At 33.5% G+C, this 24,187-nt stretch carries 26 protein-coding genes; 13 read left to right on the top strand and 13 right to left on the bottom strand.

Features of this window, described 5'->3' with window-relative positions; all coding sequences use genetic code 11:
• Positions 1-107 precede the first annotated feature (107 nt).
• Together dacB and NZ698_RS02080 are read left to right on the top strand one after the other, a co-directional pair.
• Positions 108-1,577, top strand: a complete 1,470-nt coding sequence (gene dacB / locus NZ698_RS02075) for a D-alanyl-D-alanine carboxypeptidase/D-alanyl-D-alanine endopeptidase (RefSeq protein ID WP_263001373.1) — start codon at positions 108-110, stop codon at positions 1,575-1,577.
• Between the two features lie 143 nt (positions 1,578-1,720).
• Positions 1,721-3,634 carry a M1 family metallopeptidase gene (locus NZ698_RS02080; RefSeq protein ID WP_263001375.1) on the top strand — a complete coding sequence of 638 codons (1,914 nt, stop codon included), beginning with the start codon at positions 1,721-1,723 and terminating at the stop codon, positions 3,632-3,634.
• Positions 3,635-3,691: 57 nt separating this feature from the next.
• Here the strand turns inward: NZ698_RS02080 and NZ698_RS02085 are convergent, their stop codons facing one another.
• A complete protein-coding gene (locus NZ698_RS02085) occupies positions 3,692-4,561 on the bottom strand; it encodes a cupin-like domain-containing protein (protein WP_263001377.1) in 870 nt (289 codons plus the stop codon).
• 161 nt (positions 4,562-4,722) lie between these two features.
• On the opposite strand from NZ698_RS02085, the gene kbl reads away from it, so the two are divergent.
• The 7 genes from kbl (at position 4,723) to gldG (ending at position 10,840) form a co-directional block, all read left to right on the top strand.
• Positions 4,723-5,919: a glycine C-acetyltransferase gene (kbl, locus tag NZ698_RS02090; RefSeq protein WP_263001379.1), complete on the top strand. Its 1,197-nt coding sequence runs from the start codon at positions 4,723-4,725 to the stop codon at positions 5,917-5,919.
• 28 nt (positions 5,920-5,947) lie between these two features.
• Complete coding sequence (locus NZ698_RS02095; RefSeq protein ID WP_263001381.1) at positions 5,948-6,469, top strand: hypothetical protein; 522 nt, start codon at positions 5,948-5,950, stop codon at positions 6,467-6,469.
• Positions 6,470-6,607: 138 nt separating this feature from the next.
• Complete coding sequence (locus NZ698_RS02100) at positions 6,608-6,985, top strand: toxin-antitoxin system YwqK family antitoxin (RefSeq protein ID WP_263001383.1); 378 nt, start codon at positions 6,608-6,610, stop codon at positions 6,983-6,985.
• Positions 6,986-7,066: 81 nt separating this feature from the next.
• Positions 7,067-7,717, top strand: a complete 651-nt coding sequence (locus tag NZ698_RS02105; protein WP_263001385.1) for a hypothetical protein — start codon at positions 7,067-7,069, stop codon at positions 7,715-7,717.
• Between the two features lie 92 nt (positions 7,718-7,809).
• On the top strand, positions 7,810-8,361 hold the full coding sequence (locus tag NZ698_RS02110; RefSeq protein ID WP_263001387.1) for a CopD family protein: 552 nt from the start codon (positions 7,810-7,812) through the stop codon (positions 8,359-8,361).
• 78 nt (positions 8,362-8,439) lie between these two features.
• The gene (locus NZ698_RS02115; protein WP_263001388.1) at positions 8,440-9,168 is read left to right on the top strand and encodes an ABC transporter permease subunit; all 729 of its coding nucleotides are present in this window, start codon (positions 8,440-8,442) and stop codon (positions 9,166-9,168) included.
• Between the two features lie 4 nt (positions 9,169-9,172).
• Positions 9,173-10,840, top strand: coding sequence for a gliding motility-associated ABC transporter substrate-binding protein GldG (gene gldG / locus NZ698_RS02120; RefSeq protein ID WP_263001390.1), 1,668 nt, complete (start codon positions 9,173-9,175; stop codon positions 10,838-10,840).
• Between the two features lie 68 nt (positions 10,841-10,908).
• Here the strand turns inward: gldG and NZ698_RS02125 are convergent, their stop codons facing one another.
• The 7 genes from NZ698_RS02125 to NZ698_RS02155 all read right to left on the bottom strand — a co-directional run bounded on the left by NZ698_RS02125 (position 10,909) and on the right by NZ698_RS02155 (position 17,011).
• On the bottom strand, positions 10,909-11,148 hold the full coding sequence (locus NZ698_RS02125) for a hypothetical protein (protein WP_263001391.1): 240 nt from the start codon (positions 11,146-11,148) through the stop codon (positions 10,909-10,911).
• Positions 11,149-11,220: 72 nt separating this feature from the next.
• Complete coding sequence (locus tag NZ698_RS02130; protein WP_263001392.1) at positions 11,221-12,888, bottom strand: serine hydrolase domain-containing protein; 1,668 nt, start codon at positions 12,886-12,888, stop codon at positions 11,221-11,223.
• Between the two features lie 79 nt (positions 12,889-12,967).
• Positions 12,968-13,777: a helix-turn-helix domain-containing protein gene (locus tag NZ698_RS02135; protein ID WP_263001394.1), complete on the bottom strand. Its 810-nt coding sequence runs from the start codon at positions 13,775-13,777 to the stop codon at positions 12,968-12,970.
• Between the two features lie 17 nt (positions 13,778-13,794).
• Positions 13,795-14,649 (bottom strand): TraB/GumN family protein, encoded by an 855-nt coding sequence (locus NZ698_RS02140; protein WP_263001396.1) that lies wholly within the window; start codon positions 14,647-14,649, stop codon positions 13,795-13,797.
• Positions 14,650-14,709: 60 nt separating this feature from the next.
• Entirely contained in the window at positions 14,710-15,753 is a 1,044-nt protein-coding gene (locus NZ698_RS02145; protein WP_263001398.1) for a tetratricopeptide repeat protein, read from the bottom strand.
• Between the two features lie 57 nt (positions 15,754-15,810).
• Entirely contained in the window at positions 15,811-16,503 is a 693-nt protein-coding gene (locus NZ698_RS02150) for a hypothetical protein (protein WP_263001400.1), read from the bottom strand.
• Between the two features lie 31 nt (positions 16,504-16,534).
• Positions 16,535-17,011, bottom strand: a complete 477-nt coding sequence (locus tag NZ698_RS02155; protein WP_263001402.1) for a type 2 periplasmic-binding domain-containing protein — start codon at positions 17,009-17,011, stop codon at positions 16,535-16,537.
• A gap of 283 nt (positions 17,012-17,294) precedes the next feature.
• Between NZ698_RS02155 and NZ698_RS02160 the strand changes: the two genes are divergently transcribed.
• On the top strand, positions 17,295-17,972 hold the full coding sequence (locus NZ698_RS02160; RefSeq protein ID WP_263001404.1) for a YceI family protein: 678 nt from the start codon (positions 17,295-17,297) through the stop codon (positions 17,970-17,972).
• 74 nt (positions 17,973-18,046) lie between these two features.
• On the opposite strand, the gene NZ698_RS02165 is transcribed toward NZ698_RS02160, so the two are convergent.
• The 5 genes from NZ698_RS02165 to NZ698_RS02185 form a co-directional block, all read right to left on the bottom strand.
• Positions 18,047-19,210, bottom strand: coding sequence for an FAD-dependent oxidoreductase (locus NZ698_RS02165; protein ID WP_263001406.1), 1,164 nt, complete (start codon positions 19,208-19,210; stop codon positions 18,047-18,049).
• A gap of 28 nt (positions 19,211-19,238) precedes the next feature.
• A complete protein-coding gene (locus NZ698_RS02170; RefSeq protein ID WP_263001408.1) occupies positions 19,239-19,997 on the bottom strand; it encodes a helix-turn-helix domain-containing protein in 759 nt (252 codons plus the stop codon).
• Positions 19,998-20,095: 98 nt separating this feature from the next.
• On the bottom strand, positions 20,096-20,833 hold the full coding sequence (locus NZ698_RS02175) for an SDR family oxidoreductase (protein ID WP_263001410.1): 738 nt from the start codon (positions 20,831-20,833) through the stop codon (positions 20,096-20,098).
• A gap of 130 nt (positions 20,834-20,963) precedes the next feature.
• On the bottom strand, positions 20,964-21,539 hold the full coding sequence (locus NZ698_RS02180) for a Crp/Fnr family transcriptional regulator (RefSeq protein WP_263001412.1): 576 nt from the start codon (positions 21,537-21,539) through the stop codon (positions 20,964-20,966).
• Between the two features lie 203 nt (positions 21,540-21,742).
• Positions 21,743-22,171 (bottom strand): DUF4268 domain-containing protein, encoded by a 429-nt coding sequence (locus tag NZ698_RS02185; protein WP_263001414.1) that lies wholly within the window; start codon positions 22,169-22,171, stop codon positions 21,743-21,745.
• Between the two features lie 161 nt (positions 22,172-22,332).
• On the opposite strand from NZ698_RS02185, the gene NZ698_RS02190 reads away from it, so the two are divergent.
• The 3 genes from NZ698_RS02190 to NZ698_RS02200 all read left to right on the top strand — a co-directional run bounded on the left by NZ698_RS02190 (position 22,333) and on the right by NZ698_RS02200 (position 24,110).
• On the top strand, positions 22,333-22,740 hold the full coding sequence (locus NZ698_RS02190) for an RrF2 family transcriptional regulator (RefSeq protein WP_263002587.1): 408 nt from the start codon (positions 22,333-22,335) through the stop codon (positions 22,738-22,740).
• A gap of 102 nt (positions 22,741-22,842) precedes the next feature.
• Positions 22,843-23,727 (top strand): sulfite exporter TauE/SafE family protein, encoded by an 885-nt coding sequence (locus tag NZ698_RS02195; protein WP_263001416.1) that lies wholly within the window; start codon positions 22,843-22,845, stop codon positions 23,725-23,727.
• A gap of 92 nt (positions 23,728-23,819) precedes the next feature.
• The gene (locus tag NZ698_RS02200) at positions 23,820-24,110 is read left to right on the top strand and encodes a putative quinol monooxygenase (RefSeq protein WP_263001418.1); all 291 of its coding nucleotides are present in this window, start codon (positions 23,820-23,822) and stop codon (positions 24,108-24,110) included.
• Positions 24,111-24,187 lie beyond the last annotated feature (77 nt).

Here is a 24,187-nt window from a genome sequence, read left to right on the forward strand (position 1 = left end):
CTAACAATAATATCTACATTTGATCGTTTATTATGTGTTTGGATGAAAGCAAATGGTTTAACTTATCATATTTTATGCCATCCAAAGTATAACAAAAAGAAAAATTGATGATAAATTACAGAAAGTATATTTCAGGTATTACGGTTTTGGCCACTGGTTTTTTCCTTGCTCAATCTACCGTATCTACAGTTCTTTATTCTCCTAATTTCGAAAGTCAAAAAAGCGGATTAAACTTACCTTCTCCCGCAGCAGCTATTGAAAAAGCTTTTTTGTCTCCCAAAGAACTTGTAGATGTAAACCTAAACACAATGATGGCAGATCCCGTGCTGAAAAATGCAACTTGGGGATTTGTAATCTATGATCCGAAAACGAAGAAAGTAATCTCTTCGTACAACGAAAATGCTCCGCTTGTTCCTGCTTCCACTACGAAATTATTGACCACAGAAACTGCTTTGCATCTGTTGGGAGAAAATTACCGTTGGATGACACAGCTCGAATATTCCGGAGAAATCGACGAAAATGGAGTTTTGAACGGCAATCTTTATATTGTAGGAAGTGGTGACCCATCTTTGGGAACCAATAAAGCGGGAGCTTGGTCTTACAAAGAAATCGTTTCAGACTTCGTGAGTGGAATGTCTCGTGAGGGCATCAAAAAGGTAAATGGTGATATTATTATTCAGACAGCGCTTTTCAAAGGTAACATTTCGAGACTTCCGGAAAATGTTGTGTGGCTAGAAAACAATAATTACTATTTGCCGGTTGGTACAACTCGTGAGATCAATCCTGCAAACGAAAAGCTGATCGTTAAAAAAGGAAACAATTTAGCTTCAGACAAAAAATATTTCTACGTTTCTCCTTATGCCAATCAGATGGTTTATGCTGAAAAGTATGATGGTGAAGGAATTTTAACCACTAAACTTCCTGATGCACCTGCATTTTTAGCCAACACTTTTAAAGCAACTTTGGTAAAAAGTGGAGTAGGTGTTACCGGAAAAGTAACTCCTAGAACGACAGATGCGGCTCCGGAAGTTAGAAAATTGGTTTCTGCTTACAAATCTCCAACGTTGTCAGATATTATTTATTATACTAATCAGCGTAGTGATAATGGTTTGGCGGAAGCTTTGCTGAAAACAGTCGGTTTCCAGAAAATGGGTGACCAGACTTCAGAATCGGGAAGAATCGTGGTGAATGAGCATTTAAAAGATGTAGCTTTTGATGTGGAAGGTTTAAATTATATGGATGGAAGCGGTTTGTCCAGAAGCAACCACGTAACGCCAATTTCTCAGGTAAAGTTTTTGACTTCTTTGATGAATCAGAAATATTACAAAACATATTTTGATTCTCTACCGATCGGTGGACAGTCCGGAACTCTGAAAAGAATGTTTATTGGAACAGGAAACGGACAGATTTTCGCTAAAACAGGAACACTGAATAAAGTAAAAGCTTTGACAGGTTATATGAAAACAAATACAGGAAGAACCTTAGTTTTTTCTATTTTAGTTAATAATTATTCAGGATCTGTAGATATGGTGAAAAACAGAATTGAAAAAATTCTTCAGCCGGCTTTAGATCTTTAAAAAAATATTTAAATCATATCATAAACCTTTTAATCTCAGATTGAAAGGTTTTTTTTATCTTTAAACTCTAAATTATTGATAATGAATTTGATTTATATTTAATTAAAAACCATTTCATTTAGACAATCGTAGATTTAATAGATATGAAAAAATTTTACCTTTTTATTTTAAGTGTTTTACTATCTCAAACCGTTTTCGCTCAGGAAAATCTTGAGATGAAAGGATTGATGGCAAAGGAAATGAAATCTTATGCCGCTAAAATGAATATCGGCAATACCAATCCGAATACCTTAAACTATGATTTACAATACCAAAGAATGGATGTTTCTATAAATCCTTCTGTAGCTCAGATTTCAGGTTCGGTAACTTCTCATTTTAAGCCGACTCAGGCAATGAGCAGTATTTATTTTGATTTAACGAATCAGCTGACAGTCTCACAGGTTACTTTCCACGGTCAACCTTTAGTTTTTCAGCAATTAGCAACAAAAGAAGTCAAGATAGATTTTACATCTGCTCTTCCTGCTAACGTTTTAGATTCATTAACGATACAGTATAATGGAGCTCCTCCTACCAATAACAATGCGTTTTTTACCAATACACAAAGTGGAACGGCTGTTCTTTCTACTTTAAACGAACCTTACGGCGCGCAAGATTGGTTTCCTACAAAACAAAGTTTAAACGATAAAATTGACAGGTTTGATATCAAAGTTACAACTCCGTCACAATACAGTGTAGCTTCCAACGGAAGATTGATGAGTGAAACAACTTTAGGAAGCGGACAAAAATTGACATTCTGGAGAACTCAATATCCTACAGCAGCTTATTTGGTCGCACTTTCAATTACCAATTTTGTTAAATTGAACGATACAATGGGAAGTCCGCCTTTTCCATTTGTAAATTATCTCTATCCCGCAACAGCTGCCAATTCAACAAGTATGGCCAATATTGAATGGACAAAAACCGTTATGGGTACTTTTGAAACTTTTTTCGGACCTTATCCTTTCCGAAACGAAAAATATGGTCACATGGAATTCACTGCAGGTGGCGGAATGGAGCATCAAACGATGTCTTCTATGGGCGCATGGAGCAAACAATTGGTGGCTCACGAACTTGCCCATCAATGGTTTGGTGACAAAGTTACTTGCGGCCTGTGGAATGATATATGGTTGAATGAAGGTTTCGCAACTTTTGGAGAGCATGTTGCCAATGAAAAATTGCTACTTACTAATGCACAGTTTTTAAGCTATTTACTTGATCAGAAGAATGCCATAACGAGTCAGCCAGGTGGAAGTGTATATGTTGCAGATGCCAATTTAGGCAGTATAGGAACTATTTTTGATGGCAGATTGACCTATGCAAAAGGTGGATATGTAGTCAGAATGATCAAATGGATCTTAGGTGAAACCGTATTTTATCAGGCATTGAAAGATTATCATGCAAGACCAAATTTGGCCTACAATTACGTGAAAACTTCTGATTTAAACGCCTCATTGCTACAATCAACAGGGAAAGATTTTACAGGTTTTTTTGCAGACTGGATTTACGGCCAAGGTTATCCAACTTATGATATTCGATGGAAACAGACGGGAAGTACAGTAACTTTCAAAGCTGCACAAACTCAAAGTCATGCTTCTGTGAGTTTCTTTGATATGCCTTTGCCAATCAAAGTTAACGGAACAGGAGGACAGACTGCTTATTTTGCTTTAAATAATACTTTTAATAATCAATATTTTACAGAAACGGTAACATTTCCGGTTGCGAGTGTTGAATTTAATTATGAATATCAGATTTTAGAAAAAAACTCGACTGTAGCGCTGGATAATACATTGAGCATTTCAGAAATTAAATTTGATCAGTTTGCTATTTATCCAAATCCTGCAAAAGATGAATTATTTGTTTCAGGTTTGAAAAAAGTTACGGATTATTCGATTTTTACAGCCGATGGAAGATTGGTTAAAAAAGGAAATACGGATAAAAAAATTGATATTTCTTCTTTGTCTAAAGGAGTTTACGTCATTACTATCGAACATACCAATTTTAAATTTGTAAAAGAATAAACTTTTAGAACTAAATAAATTTATAAAAGAGAGCCTTCAGTTTTGAAGGCTTTCTTTTTATACTTTTAATTTTCTCATTGCTCTCTTTGCGCGTTTTTCAGCAATTTTTACTTTGTAATTAAACCATTTTTCTTTAAAAATTTTTCTCATTGCATTATCAAAATGTCTGATGATTACCAGGTTTTTAAAACCCCTCCATTTTTCAAGCGCACTAGACGGTAAAGCTCTTACAGATACAGAATAGCCTTCCGTCTCATACTGGATATAATGCCACCAACCGGATGGAATGTAAAGCGTTTCTCCAGGATGAATAACTGCTTCGTAACCATTTAAATGTTTCAAAGCAGGATGTTTTTCATAATCAGGTTCCTGAAGATTCGCCAAACTATGGAAATTGTACGGCAATTTGTACATCAAATCAGACTGTTCCCACGGAAAAAGCCAGATTCTTTTCACTCCCTGAAACTGTGACAGGAAAACGTGTGACATATCAATATCAATGTGATTTCTGGTGATAGAGCCTTGTCCGCCAAAAAACATAAAAGGCAGCCACCTTAAAATTTTTCCTTTCGTCACATCTTTATAATGGATATCATTTTTAAGATCAGGTTTTAAACTTAGAAGATTGAATAAAAATAATCGATGTTCGGTAATTTTGGTTGTAATTAAATCAAGGTATTCTGCAAATGTTGTTTCACCAACCGGTTTGCTGGCAACACGGTCGATGGATTCAATTTCGCTGCCATAAACGCTGACTTTGGTTTCTCCGGCAATTTCTTTAAAGTATTCATAATTCCATTTTTGAAACGCAGGACTGTCCGATTGTATAAAATCTTTTAAAATAATTGGTTTAGAGACCTTCATATGATGTTGCAAAAAGTCATCAGCATCTATATTTTTTGCCCGGATAATCTGAGATAATTTCATACTTTAAAATTTTAAAGATTCAAATATAATTATTATCCTATAAAATTAGTAGACTATTTGATTAAAAAATTCTATCAGCATCAAATTTTACAATAATAAATAGGAAAAGCGAATAGTTTAATGCGTTTTTGTTAAATTAGCAAACCTAAAATATTATTATAATGATCTCTGAAAAGTATCTTGAAAATCTACAGAACGAACTTAAAAATATCGAAAACGACGGTCTTTTTAAAAAAGAAAGAATCATCACATCGCAGCAAAGCGCTGAAATTGAAGCCAACGGTAAAAAATTGCTGAACTTTTGTGCAAACAATTATCTTGGACTTTCAAACAATCCTGAAGTGATGAAAGCTTCTCAGGATATGATAGAATCTCATGGTTATGGGATGTCTTCGGTACGTTTTATCTGCGGGACTCAGGATATTCATAAGCAGTTGGAAGAAAAAATTGCTCAGTTTTTAGGTCTTGAAGACACAATTTTATATGCAGCTTGTTTTGATGCAAACGGTGGAGTTTTCGAACCATTATTTACTGATGAAGATGCAATTATTTCTGACGAATTGAATCACGCTTCGATCATTGATGGAGTTCGTCTTTGTAAAGCGGCAAGATACCGTTATAAAAATAACAATATGGCAGATCTTGAAGCTCAGTTGATTGCGGCTTCGGAGAAAAATCACAGATTTAAAATCATCGTTACAGACGGAGTTTTCTCAATGGACGGAATTGTTGCCGACTTAAAAGGTGTTTGCGACTTGGCAGACAAATACGACGCTTTGGTAATGGTTGATGATTCTCACGCAACAGGTTTTATCGGTAAAACAGGTCGTGGAACTCACGAAGCCAACGAAGTGATGGGTAGAGTAGACATCATTACTTCAACGCTTGGGAAAGCTTTGGGAGGTGCTTTAGGCGGATTTACTTCAGGTAAAAAAGAAATCATCGATATGTTGAGACAGCGTTCTCGTCCATACTTATTTTCAAATTCTCTGGCTCCTGGAATTGTTGGTGCAGCTTTAAAAGTTTTAGAGATGATTTCTGACGATACTTCGCTTAGAGATAAGGTGATGGAAAATGCAGAATATTTTAGAAAAGAAATGAAGTCTAAAGGTTTTGATATTCCTGAAGGTGATGCTGCGATTGTTCCTGTAATGTTGTACGATGCAAAATTAGCCCAGAAAATGGCTGAAAAGTTAATGGATGAAGGAATTTATGTGATCGGATTCTTCTATCCGGTTGTTCCTAAAGAAAAAGCGAGAATCAGAGTGCAACTTTCTGCAGCTCATACAAGAGAACATTTAGATAAAGCAATTGCTGGTTTTGAAAAGGTTGGAAAAGAATTGGGAGTAATTTCTTAGAAAATATAACTGATTTAATTTTCTGCTCATGAAAAAATTACTGCTTCTCTTTTATTTTCTAAGTTTCCAAAGTATATTTTCACAAAATATATTGGATTTTGAACTTAAAAATGTTGAATTGCAAGGAATGAAGCCTGCAAAAATAAATCAGGAAATGAAAAATATCAGGATTGCTCAGAATCCTTTTGTGACAGAGAATCCCGAAATTATTTCCAAACTCGATTATAGAGAAAATTCGTCTCTGATCAGGAAAATCTACAGTTTTATTTATGACAATCCCAAGGGAAGCGACGGTGGCGTTGTTGTCAGTCAATTTGAAAATAAAGATGATCTCAAATCATATCTCGCAACGACCTTTGAGCAATCAAACTACAGAGTGTTGGTTAAAGATTTATTTCTGATTCGCATTTGGAGTGATTACAGTCTTCACGTAGAGGGTAGAGAAACAAGTGAAGATCATCTGAACAAATTGGAGAAATATTATATCAATTTGGGAGCAAAAAAAGTCACTTTAAAAGTTGATAAATCAATCATCACCGCTGTGGAATAAATTTATAAAGAGTAATTCTACATTTGTAGAACAGAAACAGAATTTCTATATTTACAGAAATTCTGTTTTTTTATGATGAAAAATATTGTAATTACCTTGATCTCGATTTTCATTTTTACTTCATGTAAGACAAAGGAAATGAACCAATACATAAGATTTCCAGATAAAACACAAAAACGACACGGCAAATGGAAAGAAGAATATTCTTCCGATCAAGGAACTTTAATTGCCTTAGGGAAATATAAAAAAGGCGAAAAAGTAGGAGTTTGGAAAACCACTTTTGAAGATAAACTTTATCAAAAAGATAAAATCAGAAAAAACGTTACCACAACAAAGCTGTATCATCCAAACGGAAAAATCATGGAAAGAGGTCAGTCGAAATTAGATATTTCAGATGCTGAAAGACATTGGTATTACTTTGGCGATTGGAAATATTATGATGAGACCGGAAAGTTAAAGTATAAAAAAAAATATGCTGATGGTAAGAAAATAGACAGTATTTCTTTTAAGAAATAATTTTTTTCTTAAGGTTAAATAATTTTTTCCCAAATACAGAATTATGTTATTTTTAGCAGATCAATTTATTGAAAATATTCTATGAAAAAATTTCTACTTCTTATCTTTATTTTTGCTTTATCGATTCCGTTTTCTGCGCAGTCTGAAGATTATAAATCTATAATAACGGTAAGTGCTTTTGCACCTTTGCGTGATCAGCGATATAACGTTGGTTATATTCGAAAGTTATCAGAAAGATGGTGGATTGGTGCTGAAGTCGCCTATGGCGCAGACGGTTTAACTCCCATTAATATTGGAAATTTTGAAGGTAAAAATAGAATTTTCGAGATTAGACCTGAAGTTTTTTACAGTTTAGCTCCACAATCAAGGCTAAAACATTTGGTTTCTGCAGAAGTATTTTATTTAAATCATGTCGGAAAAGGCGTTTCAGGGAATTATTATGACAGAAATGATGATTATTATTTTTTCACTTCAGCAGATTATAAAAGAGAAAAATACGGACTCAATATCAACTATAGCATTTTACTGCATAAAGAAACATCTTGGTTTGGTTTTATGCCGAAAATTGGTTTTGGAATAAGGCAGAGAAATATTTCTTACAAAAATATGATTGATAAAATGCCCGGTAATCCCCCGGTAGATGGTTTACCTTTTGACTATCAGATGAACCATGAAGGTTCAAATCTTGGTTTTAATTTCAATATTGATATGAAACTTATTTTTAAATTTTAGAATCATTCAATTATTGTTCTTTAAACATCATTTTCTGATATAAAATTCACTTTTTTTCTGAAATAAACTATCTTTGCACACAAATTTTTACGATGCTGTACACCATCATCAAAGCGTTGCATATTATTTTTATGGTCAGTTATTTTGCGGGAATTTTTTACCTCGTGAGAATTTTTGTGTACTATAAAGATACCGATGCTTTTGAGGAAGAAAAAAAGAAAATCCTTAGAGAACAATACACTTTTATGGCGCGCAGATTATGGAATATCATCACCGTTCCTGCAGGAATTATAATGGCAGTTTGTGGAATTATCATGATCTTCTTGAATTTCGGATTGATGAAAACACCATGGTTTCATTTAAAATTAACTTTCCTCATCGGATTGGCAATTTATCATTACTGGTGCTGGAAAAAAGTAAAAGAATTGACCAAACTCAACGGAAATACTTTAGAAACAGCCAACATAAAATTAAGACAGGCAAACGAAATCGCTACTTTCATCTTATTTCTGGTCGTGTTTACAGTAATTTTAAAATCTTCCGTTATCGAATATTGGTGGCAATTAATTACCGGATTTTTCGTTCTGGTATTTTTGATCATGATGACGGTGAAATTGGTGAATAAGAATAAGAAAAATAAATAAAGTTATTAGTTAGGAATGATGAATTATAAGTTCAATCATTGCTCATAACTAATAATCTATAACTCATAACTAAAAAACATGATTGCAATTTTTAAAAAAGAACTTTGGAGTTATTTCGGGAACTGGAGCGCATGGGTGATCATTGCGGCTTTCAGTCTGATAATGACATTGTTTTTGTTTTTTTTCGAGAACGAGTCTAATATTTTCGACATCGGGTTGGCTTCTTTACAAAGTTATTTTGTTTTGGTTCCGTGGTTATTGATGTTTATCATTCCGGCATTATCGATGAAAACTTTTGCCGAAGAACAACAGACCGGAACATTAAATTGGCTATTTTCTCAACCCTTAAAAATTTCTGAATTGGTTTTTGGTAAATTTCTCTCAGTTTGGGTTGTCGGCATTTTATGTCTGATTCCTTCGCTGATTTATTTATATACTATTTACGTTTTAGGCGTTCCGGAAGGAAATATCGACTTGGGAATGACATTCGGAAGTTATTTCGGATTAATTATCCTGATTGCAGCTTTTGCCGGAGTAGGAATTTTAGCTTCTTCGCTCTCCCAAAATCAGATCATGGCTTATCTGTTGGGCGTTTTCATGTGTTTCATCATGTATTTCGGAATTGAGCAGCTTGCAAGTTACAAATTGTTGGGTGGAGCAGATTTTATCCTTCAAAATATTGGTTTTTACCAACATTTCTTAGGCTTTACCAGAGGTTTGATTGATTTTAAAGATGTCGCTTATTTTGTATTTGTCATCGGTCTTACATTAGCATTGTCCAACCATTTTATCAATAAAAAGAAGTAAAAACATGAAGAAGATATCCTTAAAATCTCCGTTCGGAATTTTACTGTTTGTAATTTTACCTTTAAGCATCATTTTGATGTTTTCAGGAATTCGGTTGGATTTGACCAAAGAAAAAAGATACACACTTTCAGAAAGTACGATCAAAGTTTTAGAATCGATCAAAAAACCAGTAACGGTGGATGTTTATTTGGAAGGTGATTTCCCGGCAAGCTTTAAACAATTGCAGAGCGAGACCAGATTTATGCTCGAAGAATTTAGAAAGATCAATCCTAAAATAGATTTTAAATTCATTGATCCCATCAAAACAAAAATGTCTCAGGACACGTTAATGGCAATGGGAATGCAGCCTTCAGTACTTCCTGATAACAAAGACGGGAAGATTACACAAATTTATCTGTTTCCTTATGCAGTGGTAAAACAGGGACGAAGTGGTGCTTCGATTCCTTTGGTTGTGCAGCAGGCAAATATTAATGCAGATGATCAGTTAAGAAAATCAATTGAAAATTTAGAATACAATCTAGTTTCAAACATTAAAGCGGTTGCAACCAATAAAAGAAAAAAAGTCGGAGTTTTAGTAAATCAGGATGAGTTGAGACCTGAAGAATTTCAAGGATTCATGAATTTGGCTCTGGAAAGTTATGATGCCGGTCCGATCATTCCAAAAAATAATGTCGAACTGACTTTGGCAGATTTACCATTATTAAGACAAATGAGCGCTCTAGTCATTGCGAAACCTAGAAAAGCTTTTACGGACGGCGAAAAAGTGATTTTGGATCAATACATCATGAATGGAGGAAAAACGCTTTGGATGATCGATGCCGTGAATGCCGAAATGGATACATTGACAAGATCTAAAAAAGTAATGCCATTCCCGGTTGATATCAACATGACCGATTTCTTTTTTAATTACGGTTTGAGAATAAATCCGGCTTTAGTAAAGGATGTAAAGAAATTTGCTTTGTTGAAATTAGTGACTGGTGAAGTAGGAGGGAACCCTCAATACACAAGTCTTCCGTGGCCATATTTTCCGTTGGGAATCGCTGAAAACAACAATCCGATTACCAAAAATATCAACCCTGTGAAATTGGAATTTCCAACTTCTATCGATACTTTGGGCGGAAAGAAATTTAAAACAAATGTTCTTTTTGAATCAAGCGAAAGAACTTTATTAAAGCAGGTTCCGAATTATGTTGAACTAAGCGAAATTGCAAGTGTCGACAGTCTCGGACAAATGGAAAAACCAAGCACGCCAAAGATTTTTGCAGTTGCATTGGAAGGTAAATTCTCTTCAGCTTATGCATCAAGAATTGAAAGACAATCTTATCCCGGATTTAAAGCAACGAGTCCGGAAAACAAAATGATTGTCATTGCAGACGGTGATGTCGGAAGAAATAAAACCCATAAAGGAGAACCTTTACCTCTCGGAGTTGACCGTTTGACGGATGAACAATTTGGTAACGAGCAGTTCCTTAGAAATGCTTTAGATTATCTTCTCGACGACAGCAACCTAATGGAATTAAGAAACAGAAACATCGAAGAACGTCTTCTCGACCGTCACAGAATCAGCGAAGAAAAAACAAATTGGCAATGGTTTAATTTATTGCTTCCTTTAGCAATTATCGGGCTTTTAGGAGGTTTGTTCTTCTGGTTAAGAAAGAAAAAATTTGGATAGAAATAGAAATAGAAAAAGAGAAACTTAATTAGGTTTCTCTTTTTTGTTTTTATGCTTAAATTATATGTTTACCAATTTGCAGATTGATTTTCTAAATCTTCTTGCGTTTTAAAATTTCCATTTTTAAAATCTTCTTCTGATTTTTCTGTACGTTCAACTAAAGTTTCAGCAGTAAATGGTACAAATTCAGAATGATCTTCTTTTTTAAAGTTAGTCAGAATATAATTCTCTATTTTCTCAAATAAGCTTTCGTCTTGAAGTTGAGCAAGATAGGTTATCAAATTTAGCTTTCGGGTTTGTAAATCCATCTTGATATTTTAATCAAAGATACAAATTTGCAGATATAATAAATTCTAAATGAGATGCGAAAAAACGCATTTTTAGTTCAAAATTGCTGGCAAAATAAAATCTTTCACAATCTTCTCTGCTTGCGCATGTCCATAAGGTTTGTTGTAAGCTTTGGAAGTAATAATGATTACAATCGGAAGATCTTTAAAGATGACGAACTGATTTCCGCCATTTCCTGAACAGTAATAGGTTTCGTAGTTTTTTCCTTTGTATTCAAAAGATTTGTTCCAGAACAGATAACTGTAAAATTCGTTATTTCTATCAGGAATTTGAATCTGATGAGTGAAAGTTTTTTGAATCCATTCCTTGGGGAGTATTTGTTTTCCATTCCAAACGCCATTATTTTTATAGAGTTGGGCATATTTTGCATAATCCAAAGATCTCATCTGCAGACTTCCCGCTGTATTTGCTATATTTTGCGGAGTATATTGCCACTGATATTTTGTAATATTTAAAGGTTTGAAAAGTTTTTCATCTGCATATTTTTCCAATCCGTTAGGAACATTTTTGTCAATAATATCCCCTAAAACGATTGTACCAGCAGTGAAATAATCCCATTTTCCGCCATTGGTTTTTGATTGATCTATTGGCAGATCAAGCGTAAATTTCACCCAATTGTCAGTCGGATACATATTTTCTTCGTTGCCTGGAGATTCACTGTGCGCGTCAGAACCATTGAAGGCAGAAGACATTGTCAACAGATCTTTTATTTTAACCTGATCTTTTTTAATATCATAATTTTCGAATGATTTTAGATTATAAAACTGATCCAGAGTTTGATTTTCATCTTTAATATAATCATCTTTAATGGCAATTCCCATCAATGTTGAAGCGAATGATTTTCCTGCAGACCGTGGATCGTGTAAAGTATTTCTGTCGGCTCCGTTAAAATATTCTTCAAGCAAGAGTTTTTCATTTTTAATTACAACTAGACTCGTGATTTCTTTCAGATTATAAATTGCAATTTCTTTATTTAATTCTTCAATCTTCTTTTTATCCAATTTAAAATCTGAAATTTCCCAATCACTATCAGTTTTTATAGATTGAATTTCAATTTGCTCAGCAGTTGCTTTTGGAGTTTTCACAACAAGCTCAACTTGACCTTGAGCAATTATATTTCCGACTTTTGATTCATCATTCTCATCGATTTTAATATAAGGTCTGATTTCGATTTTAAGTTGATGTTTACCTTCTTTCAAAGCTTTTTCGCCGCCGTTGAGTTGGAATCTTTCCCAAAGATGCAATGCCCACAAATTCTCACTTTTTGTACTGGTCAAAGGAATTCTGAATGTTGTCAGTGTATTTTTCACTTCGTTGGAATTTCCAAACCAGCATCCCGGACTGATGTTTTCTTTGTAAATAAATTTTCCATCTACATAAAATGCGAACTGTAAATTTCCTTTTTCTAATAACTGTTCAGCAGATAATTCAGGAGCCAAAAAATGAAGATAATTGGTAATCGAATTATCCATAAAAACCCGAATATTGAGATAAGATTTATAAGTCAGCGGAAAAGATTTCAGAAAATCAGGTTCTTGATATTGATCGAGTGGAATATTGCCATTCATAAAAGTAACTTTTCCAACATTTGTTTTGTGCAAAGTTGTGGTGATTCTGTCGGTTTTTACTAAATCTTTTGTCTGTCCAAAAATTATTAAGCCAAACAGATTAATAAAAATGACAGTGAATATCTTTTTCATAATTAATTCAAATATTTAACCGTAAAACTATGATTAAAGTTCGCTTTAAAAATAGAACAGAATTAACATTCGAAATATATTATCCGAAAAGAATTTTCTTGTATTGAGAAGGTGTAATCCCAGTAATATCTTTAAAACATCTTGTAAAATGACTTTGGTCCGAAAACCCACACTCAAAAGCAATACGTGTTAAATCTAATTTTTTTTGAGAGATGAGCTGCAATGATTTTTGAACCTTTATTTTTCTGATATATTCTCCCAAACCCGAATTGAAATATTTTGAAAAATCTCTTGATAAGTGAACAGGATGAATATGCAATGTTTTCGATAAATAGTCTAAACTCAATTGATCTGAAAATTGGTCATTCAGAATGAGATTTAATTCGGAAACCCAGTTTGGTTTTTTATGAGATTCGTTTTGCTGATTCCGAAGCATTTTTGACAAAGTTTCTAACAGTAAAGTCTGGATAGAAAGTAGAGTAGAGCTATCATCCGCTTTTGTTTCTTTGAAAATTTTGTACATTAAAAATCTCAGATCGGGAGTCGTAATCTTAATGCTACCTTGTAAATCTGTGGATTTAAAATCCAATTCATTAAACCATTCTTCCTCGATTTCGATATGAAAACCTCTTGTAAATCCTTCAGGTTTGATGTTGTAGTGCGGTTCCTGCCAATTGTGAAATAAAAGATCACCTGCAGAGCAATTGTAGATTTCCTTTTTGTTTCCTTCAATCACATTTCCCTGCAGAATAAATGTGAAATAAGCATTTTTGTGATAGTGCCAATCTACTTTGTCGTGGGTGTAAACAGTGTCGGTCAGAGTAATTCCTTCAAGATTGATGGTTTTATTGGTTTGCCCGTAGAATTCTCCTTTTTGTGACTGTTTCATTTTGATGTTTTATCTAATTATTTCCCTAAATCATATACCGGTTCAACTTTATAACCAGCCAGCCTCAACTTAGAAATCAATCCACATTTTCCAGTAAGATGCGCATAGCCGACTGCGATAAAACTATTCTTTTCTACAATATTCTTTTCAATAACGGGAAGCCAGATTGCACTTCTGGAGCTTATCATTACGCTTTCTGTACATTCAGAATCTAAGTGATAATCTAATTTTTGTTTTTTGTAAACTTCTGCCATTCCGCAGTGAATATTGGTGTCACGAATCATTTTGATATTATCAAGCCAAAGATAAATGTCTTTTTTTACATCTTTCCAATCTGCGTGATCTTGCTGATTGATGTAAGAAGTCATCAGATCATTGCTTTCCAAACCCAGCAACTCAACAGAATTGAGTTTTGCCATTTTAATTAGATAATTATCAAAAGTTTTGACAGAATCAGTCTTTTTTACCGTGCCACACTGTGTTTCAAGATAAGTCTGCTGAATTTTTAAAAGTAATTCTGAGGCTGATAATTTTGAGATGGGAACTTTCCATTTTTCTGAAATTTCTCCTAAATAGGCCAAATGTTTTTTGTCTAATTTTTCCTTGTAAGTGAAATCTTCTTTCCTTGAATTTAAATATTTTGCCAGTCCGTCACCGATGTCAGTATTTTCAAATATTGCTATTTCAGACGATTTCAATGCTCTTGTAACGGTTTTAAGTGAATCAACATAAGAATTTCCCATCTGATGATAGGTTCCCAGAAGATAGGAAATGTGGGGATTTCCGTCTTTCTTTATTGTCCAGAGTATAGTGTTCTGAGCTGATACAAGATTTATCCACAAAACAACAGAGAGTAATAATATTTTTTTCATTATTCTTTAATCAGGATTTTAAGACCAATAATTTCATAAATCAACGTAAACATAGCAAGATTATTTCCATACAAAATTATCAGACCAATCATAGAAGTCTTTAATTTTCTGAGAATTAACTTCATGATAATTAGTAACATCAGCGCTTTGCTTTGGCAGAAAAATAATGTATGCGAATGGCTCAATTTGATTTTTTAATTTCATTTCTATAAAATAAGGTGCAAAAAACTCCCAGTAAAATCCTTTTTGTCCTTTTTGGGTTTCGTTCAATCCAGCACAGATACTTTCAAATTTCTCTATGAATTTTTGCACCTCAGTTTTGTCCTTACTTTTATCATCAAATTCAACTGCAGCGGTTGCCATTGAGAGAATCAGGTCAACTGATGAGAAGTTATTTTGAGATTTCTTTTTACTGACTGCCTTATCTAATGTTTCGGGATCTATTGTCAGATTTATTGATTTGTCATCTTTCTGTGAAACTCCCTCGCTCATCAGATCAATAATAGAAGCTAAATTCGCTTTCGCGCGAGCCGATTTATTATCCAGAATCAAATATCTTGAAGATGCCATGATAGATGGAATTCTCTTGTCTCTGTTCAGAGCAGCCAAAGCGTTAAAAGAACTTGCGTGATCAGGATTAAGCTTTGCAGACTTTTGGAAACATTCTAAAGCTTTTTCAGTTTGTTTTAAATTGATCAAAGTAATTCCTTTATTGAAATACAGTTGATAATAATTCGGATATTTCTTTAAACCTTCATCATATATTTTCAATGCTAAATCTGCTTTTTTCTGATGATCTAAAGAATTGGCATAAGCTAAATATACTGTTTTTAAGTCATCTGAAGGATGCGAACTAATGGCAAATTTGCTGACCTCGATCGCTTCATCATACTGTTTAGAAGCATCCAAAGTCATTGCTTTTTCTGATAGTGCCTGAAGGTTATTTTTGTCGAGCGTAAGAGCTTCATTGTATTTTGTGATTGCATCGGCGTATTTTCCTTCATCATGAAGTGCAACTCCTTCATGTATTTTTATGATTGCAGCGTTTTTGTTTTGTGAAAAGCTTACAATGGGAAAGAAAATTAGTAACCAGAGATTTTTCATTTTTATTAGTTTAGGTTTTGATGATATTTAAGAACAGAAAAGAAATGTTTCATTTGATTATTCTTTAACTGTAGAACTTTGTTCGTTTCTTTTTTTGATTTTTGACTTCAATGCTTCCATATGTTTTTTGTAGGCTGCGGAAAATTCCTCGTCAGCTTTGGGATCTAAAAAGATTGCACGTTCAGCAATTTTGTCTCCTGCAAATCTTTTTACGAATGTGTAAGATCTATTTTGCTTTATTGTCTCTGATAATTTGAATTGAGAAAGATCAATATTTCCTTGTATTGAATTGGAATAGTATATTTTTCCATTATTTTTCAGTTTAAATCTTACATCAGTCTGGAAATTTCCCTGATAAGCCTTTGAATTTGTTTTAATGATTTCACTACTTTTAATATTCTGTAAGTAATAGCTGTTTCCGCAAGTTGAACTTTGCCAAAACTCAATCGGTTTGCAAGTTCCTGACTGATCTTTTGCTTCCTGAATTAGTTGTAATTTCCAATCTTGTCTAAAAATAGCAATGCTGTCCGTTGAATTATTTAAAACATAGATCGAAAAAATAGTATCATTAGTTTTTTCAACATAAAGGAGCAAATCTTCTTTACCAGGAATATCTTTGAAAACATTGATAATTCGATAATCAGAAACAAAATTTTCATCAACAATATTGTTGTTAGAAATCATCTCGTGACTTTGTGAGTAAGAGAGAAGTGAAAATAACATTGCCAGAATAAAAATTAGATTTTTCATTATATACAATTCTTATCAGAATTTTCAAATATTACTTTTGTTTTAAATTAAAATTATTTTCAAGCCAGCCTTGATATAAATTATTGTTTGTTTTATTCATATATCGGGTATAGCTTAGAGATTTTATACTTTGGAATTCACTTTTATCAACCTTTTCACCAAGATTTAATTTGTAAATACTATTATTTGTGTATTCTCCAACATATTTTTGCATTAATTCTCTGGGACATGGGTGAAAAATAAAAATTGTATCGCCCGATTTTAGTTCTTCGCTGTCTTCAAGCATTAATAATTTCAACAAACCATATTGCTCAGAATATCCGCAGTAAGCTGGAATTTTATTTTTAGTATAATCAATCAATTGGGCTTTTACAACTTCCTGAGAATAAAATCTAGGTAGAAAAGAAAACAGAAAAAGACGAAAATTGATAACTTCATATAAATCATTGATATCGAATACAAAATTATTATGACAGATTAATAAATTTATTTTTACTAACCCCTTCAAATATAATAAAACATTTATCAAGTCACTCTAAAAAGAAAAATTACTGCCAATAAAATTATGCTTTTTCAATTAAATACAGAGCACAATAATTTTTAAAAGTGAACTTCACCCAGATTGAAAACTACAAAAATCCAAAGATCTACATTTTTTCATTTTCTTACCCTATGTTAATGATTCAAATCATAAATTTTTCCGAGGTTTGCATAATTAAAATAATAAACAAGCAATTTTGCTGTTTATTAAAACAATACTTAATCAATATTAATATTAAATTTTAAAAAAAATGAAGAAAATCAGTGTAATCGCTTTAGCAGGTATGGGTCTTTTACTTGCATCTTGTGGAGATAAAAAAACAGAAACTGCAACGGCAGGTCAAGAACAAACTGTAGCTGAAAAGAAAGGTGATGTTTTTGCAGTTGATGTTGCAGCATCTAAAGTAAACTGGAAAGCTTTCCACAAGGGAGGTATGGCTCCACGTTGGGGAACTTTAGCGGTAACTTCAGGTGAATTATCTGTTGCTGATAATCAATTGGCTTCTGGAGAATTTGTAATTGATATGAAATCAATCAAAGTAGATCCTGCATCTGTTACAGAAAAAGATAAAAAATATACAGATCTTGAAGGTCACTTGAAGAATGAAGATTTCTTCAACGTTGAAAAATTCCCGACTGCTGATTTCAAAATTACTAAAGTTGAAGATTTGGCAGCACCAGCAACAGACGCTGTAGCCGGAGCCAACAAAACTGTAAGCGGAAACCTGACTTTGATGGGTAAAACAATGAATGTTACTTTCCCTGCAAAAGTAGATGTAGTAGACAAATCTGCAAATGTTGCTGCTAAATTTACAGTAAACCGTGCAGATTGGGGAATTAAATTCGGAACTTCTGAAGCAGATCCTGCAGAATGGATGATCAGCAAGGATATCGAAATCGCTATCGATGTGAAAGCTGCTCAAAAATAATTTTTCTCAAAATATTTGAAAAGACATCTGCATTTTTGCGGATGTCTTTTTTATTTAGACCATAAAATTTAAATTTAATAAGTACCATTAAAAAATTCCAACATCGTATTCAATGAATCAGCAGAATGCATTTTCTCGCCATTTTCAAGTGAATCTTTCGCTGCACTTGCTGCTCTCTTACGCATCTTCAATTCATAATTTAAAATAGCTTCCTCCAAAGAACTATATTCATCAGAAGTCAGACTCTCACTTAGTTCAAGCGCATCAAGCATCGCCATGTTTGCGCCTTCTCCTGCAAATGGCGGCATTACATGAGCTGCGTCACCAATAATGGTAAGGTTCGAAATTGTTTTCCAGCTTTGATCTAAAGGCGAACAATAAATAGGACGCGGAATAAATGGAGTAGCTGCTTTTTCAAACAATTCATCCCAGATATTGCTCCATTCCGGATATTCTTTTTTAAACCAATTGAGAACATCTGTGCGATCTGAGAAATCAATTCCGCTTTCTTTTGCCCAGTTTTCATGGGTTTTAAAACTTACATAAAATCCGAGATCACCACCGCCTTTCTGTCCCATCAGAATATTTTTTTCGTTTCCAAAAGCCATGATTTTTCCTCCGTTGATCAATGAGTGCATTTTCGGAACTGATTTTTCTGAATCATAAACATTACCTTCCAACATTGTTATTCCAGAATAAAAAGGTTTAATATCTGTCAGGTAAGGACGAATTTTTGAATTGGCACCATCGGAACCGATGACAAGATCTGCGTACATCGACAAACCATCTTTGAAATGTAGCAGCCAACTTTCATTTTGTGGTTCCATAGAAATAAAATGACTGTTCCAGACTACAGTTTCTGGCTCTAAAGAATCTAATAATATTTTTCTTAATACGCCACGATCGATCTCCGGACGAAAATGTTCGTTCCCGAAATCTTCCTTAATATTATTTTCGTGATCACTAAAAAAGATCTCTGCCTGATCGTTTAAGATGAGTGTTTTATCTGCACCCGGCATGAAATTATTTTTAAATTCGGTGAGTAAATTAGCTTTAATTAAAGCGGCCAGTCCCGATTCTTCGTGCATGTCGAGTGGTGCGCCTTGCACTCGTGCATCTTTGTTCATATCTCTTTCATACACTTTTACATTGGCTCCTTTAAGCTGTAAAAGTCTGGCTAAAGTCAGTCCACCTGGACCACCGCCGATAATTGCGATTTTTTTATGATTGATTTGCATATTCTTTATTGTTTTGAATGACGCAAATTTATTCTGTCTTAAAAGAGGATAATAGTATAAATCGGTCGTTTTTATTTTTAAATAATTCTTTAGGTACCGCTCCGGAGAACTTTTTTATTTCTTTGATGAAATGGGTTTGGTCTGCAAAATTAAGTTCCGGAAAGAGTTTCCCCTGAGCAATATGTTCCAGTGAGGCTCTAAAACGTAAAATGCTGCAAAATGATTTTAATGAAATCCCAAATTGCTGATTAAAATAGCGGTTGATCTGTCGGCTGCTCCAACCCACTTTTTCGGAAAGTTCTTTTACCGTAACAGCACCATGAGTATCATAGATAAGATCAAATAATTTCTTTTTTCGGGGATCAATTTCTTTGATGAGCAGAGATTTTATTTTCGCTGACGCTTTTTCGCAAAAACTTTCAAAATTATTAAGGTCTTCAGGTTCAAAATTCCAGAAATCATAGGGTAATATTTTTCCTTTATCTACAATATCGGAAATGGTTTCATGAAATATATATTCCACCGCAAGTAGCTTAAAACTGATCGCAAATCTTAGACTTTTGGCAGGAATAACACCTTCCTCATGATGCTGCGTTCCCAATCCGAGAAGTACAATTCTAAAAGGTTCACTGTCTGATTTCACCAAAAATAAATCAATGCGTCCGTCGGGTAATCCGATTGTTTCTTTATTATTTTCAGAATGATTGTGCAACACCCAAAAACTTTCCACAAAATCAGAAATCGACTCGTCTGGTTTGATGTTTTTGTAATAGATGTCGTTGGTCATATTTTGATTCAGAAATGATAACCAAATCTAACAATATTACGGAAAACAAAAAAGAGAAACCCGAAAGTCTCTCTTTAAATCTGATTTAAAATGTTTTTCTACCAAGGACTTATTCCTGTTTCATCCTCAATGTCGTTGCTATAGAACTGTCCTGTCGGTGCGTTTTCGTCTGTCAAAGTATGTTTGATGATAAACGAGGCTGCACTTTCCACAGAACCGGGACCGCTGTGATGATTAAAATCTGTAGCTGTATAACCGGGATCAATTACATTAACTTTGAAAGGTAAATCTTTCAGTTCATACGCTAAAACAATTGTGTAAGCATTCAAAGCTGATTTTGACGGACCGTAAGCGGCTGCTTTTACCTGATAATATTTCCAGTTTGGATCGCTGTGTAATGTCAAAGAACCTAATCCTGAAGTAATATTGCTGATTCTCGGGCTGTCAGATTTTTTAAGTAAATCTAAAAAAGCCTGAGTAACATTGATCACTCCAAAGAAATTGGTTTCAAAAACCTCTTTAATATCATCGACTGCAGTTTCTGTAGCAGTTTGAGGATTTACGCCTAAAATTCCTGCGTTGTTGATGAGAATATCAAGTTTCCCCTGTTCTTTTTCTACAATAGTTTTTGCAGCCGAAATTGATTCGGGATTGGTAACATCGATTTCAATCGCTTTGATATTTTGAAATCCTTTTTCGTTTAATTCTTTTACGATTGCTTCACCTTTGGCAAGATCACGACTTCCCAAATAAACGAATAATCCTTTTTGTGAAAGTTGTTTTACGGTTTCAAGACCAATGCTTCTGTTGGCTCCTGTTATTAATGCTGTTGTCATTTTTTTATTTTAATTGATGGTGTAAAATTCCGTCAATAAATCAGGATGACATTTGCCATTTGGCAAAAAGAGAATTTATTTTAAAAATATTTTGAGGAGTCAAAAAGTCTGAAAATTTGAAGTCTTAATTTCAATCTAATTTAATATTTTTCCTAATTCTGCTTAATGAAGATTGTGTAACTCCCAAATAGGAAGCAACATACGAAAGCGGTATACGATTGACCGCAGTAGGATATATTTCCAGAAACTTCAAATATCTTGTAGTTGCATCTTCAGTAACAAGCGGACTTCTTCTTTCTACTTTCTGCATCAATGCCCTTGAAATGATTTTATGAACAATAGCATCAAATCCAACAATGGTCTGTAAAAGTTCTAGCCACTCTTTCCTTTGAAAAACCATCATTTTACAATCTGTTACAGCTTGTACATAAGCACTTGAACAAATTTGATTGTCAAAACTTTCTAGATCTACAACCAGATTATTTTCTTCGATAAAATACTTTGTGATTTCTTCACTTTTATTATTGTAGTAGCAAACGCGAAGAATTCCGTCTACAACAAATCCGATTTGCTTTGCAATCTTTCCTGCTTCAGAAAAATATTCTTCCTTTGGAATCGTCAGTTCTGTTGCTTTGCTTGCAATAAAATCCATTTGTTGCTGGTTGAGGTTTCCAAATCTCAGCATAAAATCAAAAAGTTCTTTCATGAGGGCAAGTTAAGGAGAGTCTTTATTTTAAAATTTGTCATTTGGTAAAAAGTGGAGGTCATTGTTATTTAACGATAATTTAGTTTTTTTGATTTTATTTCTCTTGATGAAAAGGAGCTTTAGTTTCCTGTAAATAAAAACAGGAAGTTTAAAAAAGATTAATTCGAACAATATTTCAAATAAGATTTCAAGAATCATAATCTTTAAACATCTTTTATAAAATCCTCATATTCATAATAAAATCTTTCAAAGCCATCCATTTTTTCCACAAAAAACTCGAAAATTTGTTGCCATGTATTTTTATTAAAAACAGAAACTCCGTCTTTTTCTACCCAGATTCTGCTGATGATTTTGCCGTTCTCCAAGGTGTAGAATTCTTCTTTATGAAATTCACCAATATAATCTTTCAGAATATCTTCAAGTGACCAAATCTTATTATAATAGGCATCTCTGTAAACTTCATCTCTCATTTCTATATCTAATGAAACTTCTGCTTTTTTGTTTTCAGCATTAAATTTAAAAGAAAAATCTTTGACTTTCGTATCGTACAAAATCCATTTTCTCGGAAATGACTTTCCAAAAGCCGTCCAAAATTCTTTTTTTAACTGTTGTGCTTCCTGTTTACTGAACATAAAACAAAGATAAGATTTTTGGCTGGAAGCCAGAAGAAGAGAAGAGTGAAGTGAAAATTGAGTTACTATTTGAAAGAGTTATTTAAAGTAAAATTTACTTATGTTTCGTGCTTAAAACTTCAATCTTCGGGCATCCAACTTTTTTTACTATTTTTGTTGTAATGCTGTCAAAAAAATCTCAATATGCGTTTAAGGCACTTTCATATCTTGTAGAAAAGAGAAATGAAGGTCCTGTTCTTATTTCCGAAATTGCCGAACACAAAAAAATTCCTTTAAAGTTTCTTGAAAATATTTTACTACAGCTAAAAAAATCTGATGTTCTCGACAGTAAAAAGGGAAAAGGAGGAGGATATTTCTTAAAAGATCTTCCAGAAAAAGTAACACTTTCTAAAATTATTCGTCTCGTCAATGGTCCGATTGCAATGCTTCCTTGCGTGAGTTTAAATTTTTATGAAAAATGTGACGATTGCAACGAAGATCACTGCGGTTTGCACGATGTTTTGATAGAAGTAAGAGACGCTTCCCTGAAAATTTTGGACAAAAAAACTTTACTAGATCTGATCGACTAATCTATTTCATTTATTTTAATTTACAAGTCTACTTATTTGGTAGGATAGTTATTTTATTTGATATTTGCAATTCTTACACCAGAAATGCAATGATTTTATAACATGGTTATCTCAAGAAAAGTTCAGATAAGACTGAATGTACTTTTTATCACAGTCGCTCTTTTGGCGGTTGCTGTAATTTTGTTATATCAGTTTGGTTATCTTGATGAACTTCAGGTTTTACTTTCAAAAGACAATCATATTTTTTATTGGATGTTGTTGGTTGGTGTTTTGGCAGAATTGGTTGCCGGCTCTATGGGAATGGGATATGGCGTTATTTGTACGACAACACTCTTGTTCCTGAATATTCCGCCGCACATAGTGAGTGCAAGTATACATTCGGCAGAAAGTTTTACAACAGCAGCAGGAAGTATCAGTCATATCAAATTAAAAAATGTAAGCAAAAGTCTGGTTAAAAGATTGGCAATTCCGGCAATTATTGGTGCTGTGATTGGAGCTTTAAGTCTAACATATCTTGGAGAATATTATTCTAAAATTACCAAATCTGTTATCGCTTTTTATACTTTATATCTGGGAATTCAGATTTTATCGAATGCTTTTAAGCCAAAACAGAATAAAGCTTTAAAAAAGAAAACAAATCTTACGAGATTAGGAGTAATTGGAGGTTTTATCGATTCTTTTGCAGGTGGAGGATGGGGACCTTTAGTAACCGGAACACTGATCAAAAATGCTTTTACACCAAGATTTGCAGTAGGAAGTTCTACCGTTGCTAAATTTATCTTGACAATTACTGCTGCAGTAACATTTTTTTTTACACTTGGAATTCAGCACTGGAATATTATTCTCGGACTTCTGATTGGCGGGATTATTACGGCTCCGTTTTCTGCAATGCTCACTGCTAAACTTCCTGTGAAGAAAATGTTTCTGGTCATTGGTATTTTGGTTATCATGATGAGTCTGATCACTATATACAAAGCTGTCTTTTAAATCAATCGTAGTTTATTTTTTATGGAAATTTTAGGATTTCCTGATGAGTAGGATGCTAAAATTATTTTACATTTACAGCCTAAAAATAAAGCATGAATTTACACATTGTAGCACTTTTCAAGTTTAACGAAAGTTATCTGATGGAAGCGGTAGAACTTTTCCAGACTTTGGTGAGAGAAACAAGAAAAGAGGAGGGATGTCTTCAGTATGACCTGATAGAAGATAACGAGCAGAAAGGAACTTTTTTCCTGATGGAACTTTGGGAAAGTACAGAACATCACAATCATCATAATGGTACAGATCATTTGTTGAATTTCAGGAGAGATGCTTCAAAAATTATGACAAGCAGCATACAGGTTTATAAAGGATTTAAAGTGTATTAATTTCAATAAAACTTTAACGCCACAAAATGCAAAAGGCAGTTTCATCATCTTTGAAACTGCCTTTTTATAGAAAAAAT

Source organism: Chryseobacterium edaphi, from assembly GCF_025628985.1.
In the GTDB taxonomy this organism is placed as follows: Bacteria; Bacteroidota; Bacteroidia; order Flavobacteriales; family Weeksellaceae; genus Chryseobacterium; species Chryseobacterium edaphi.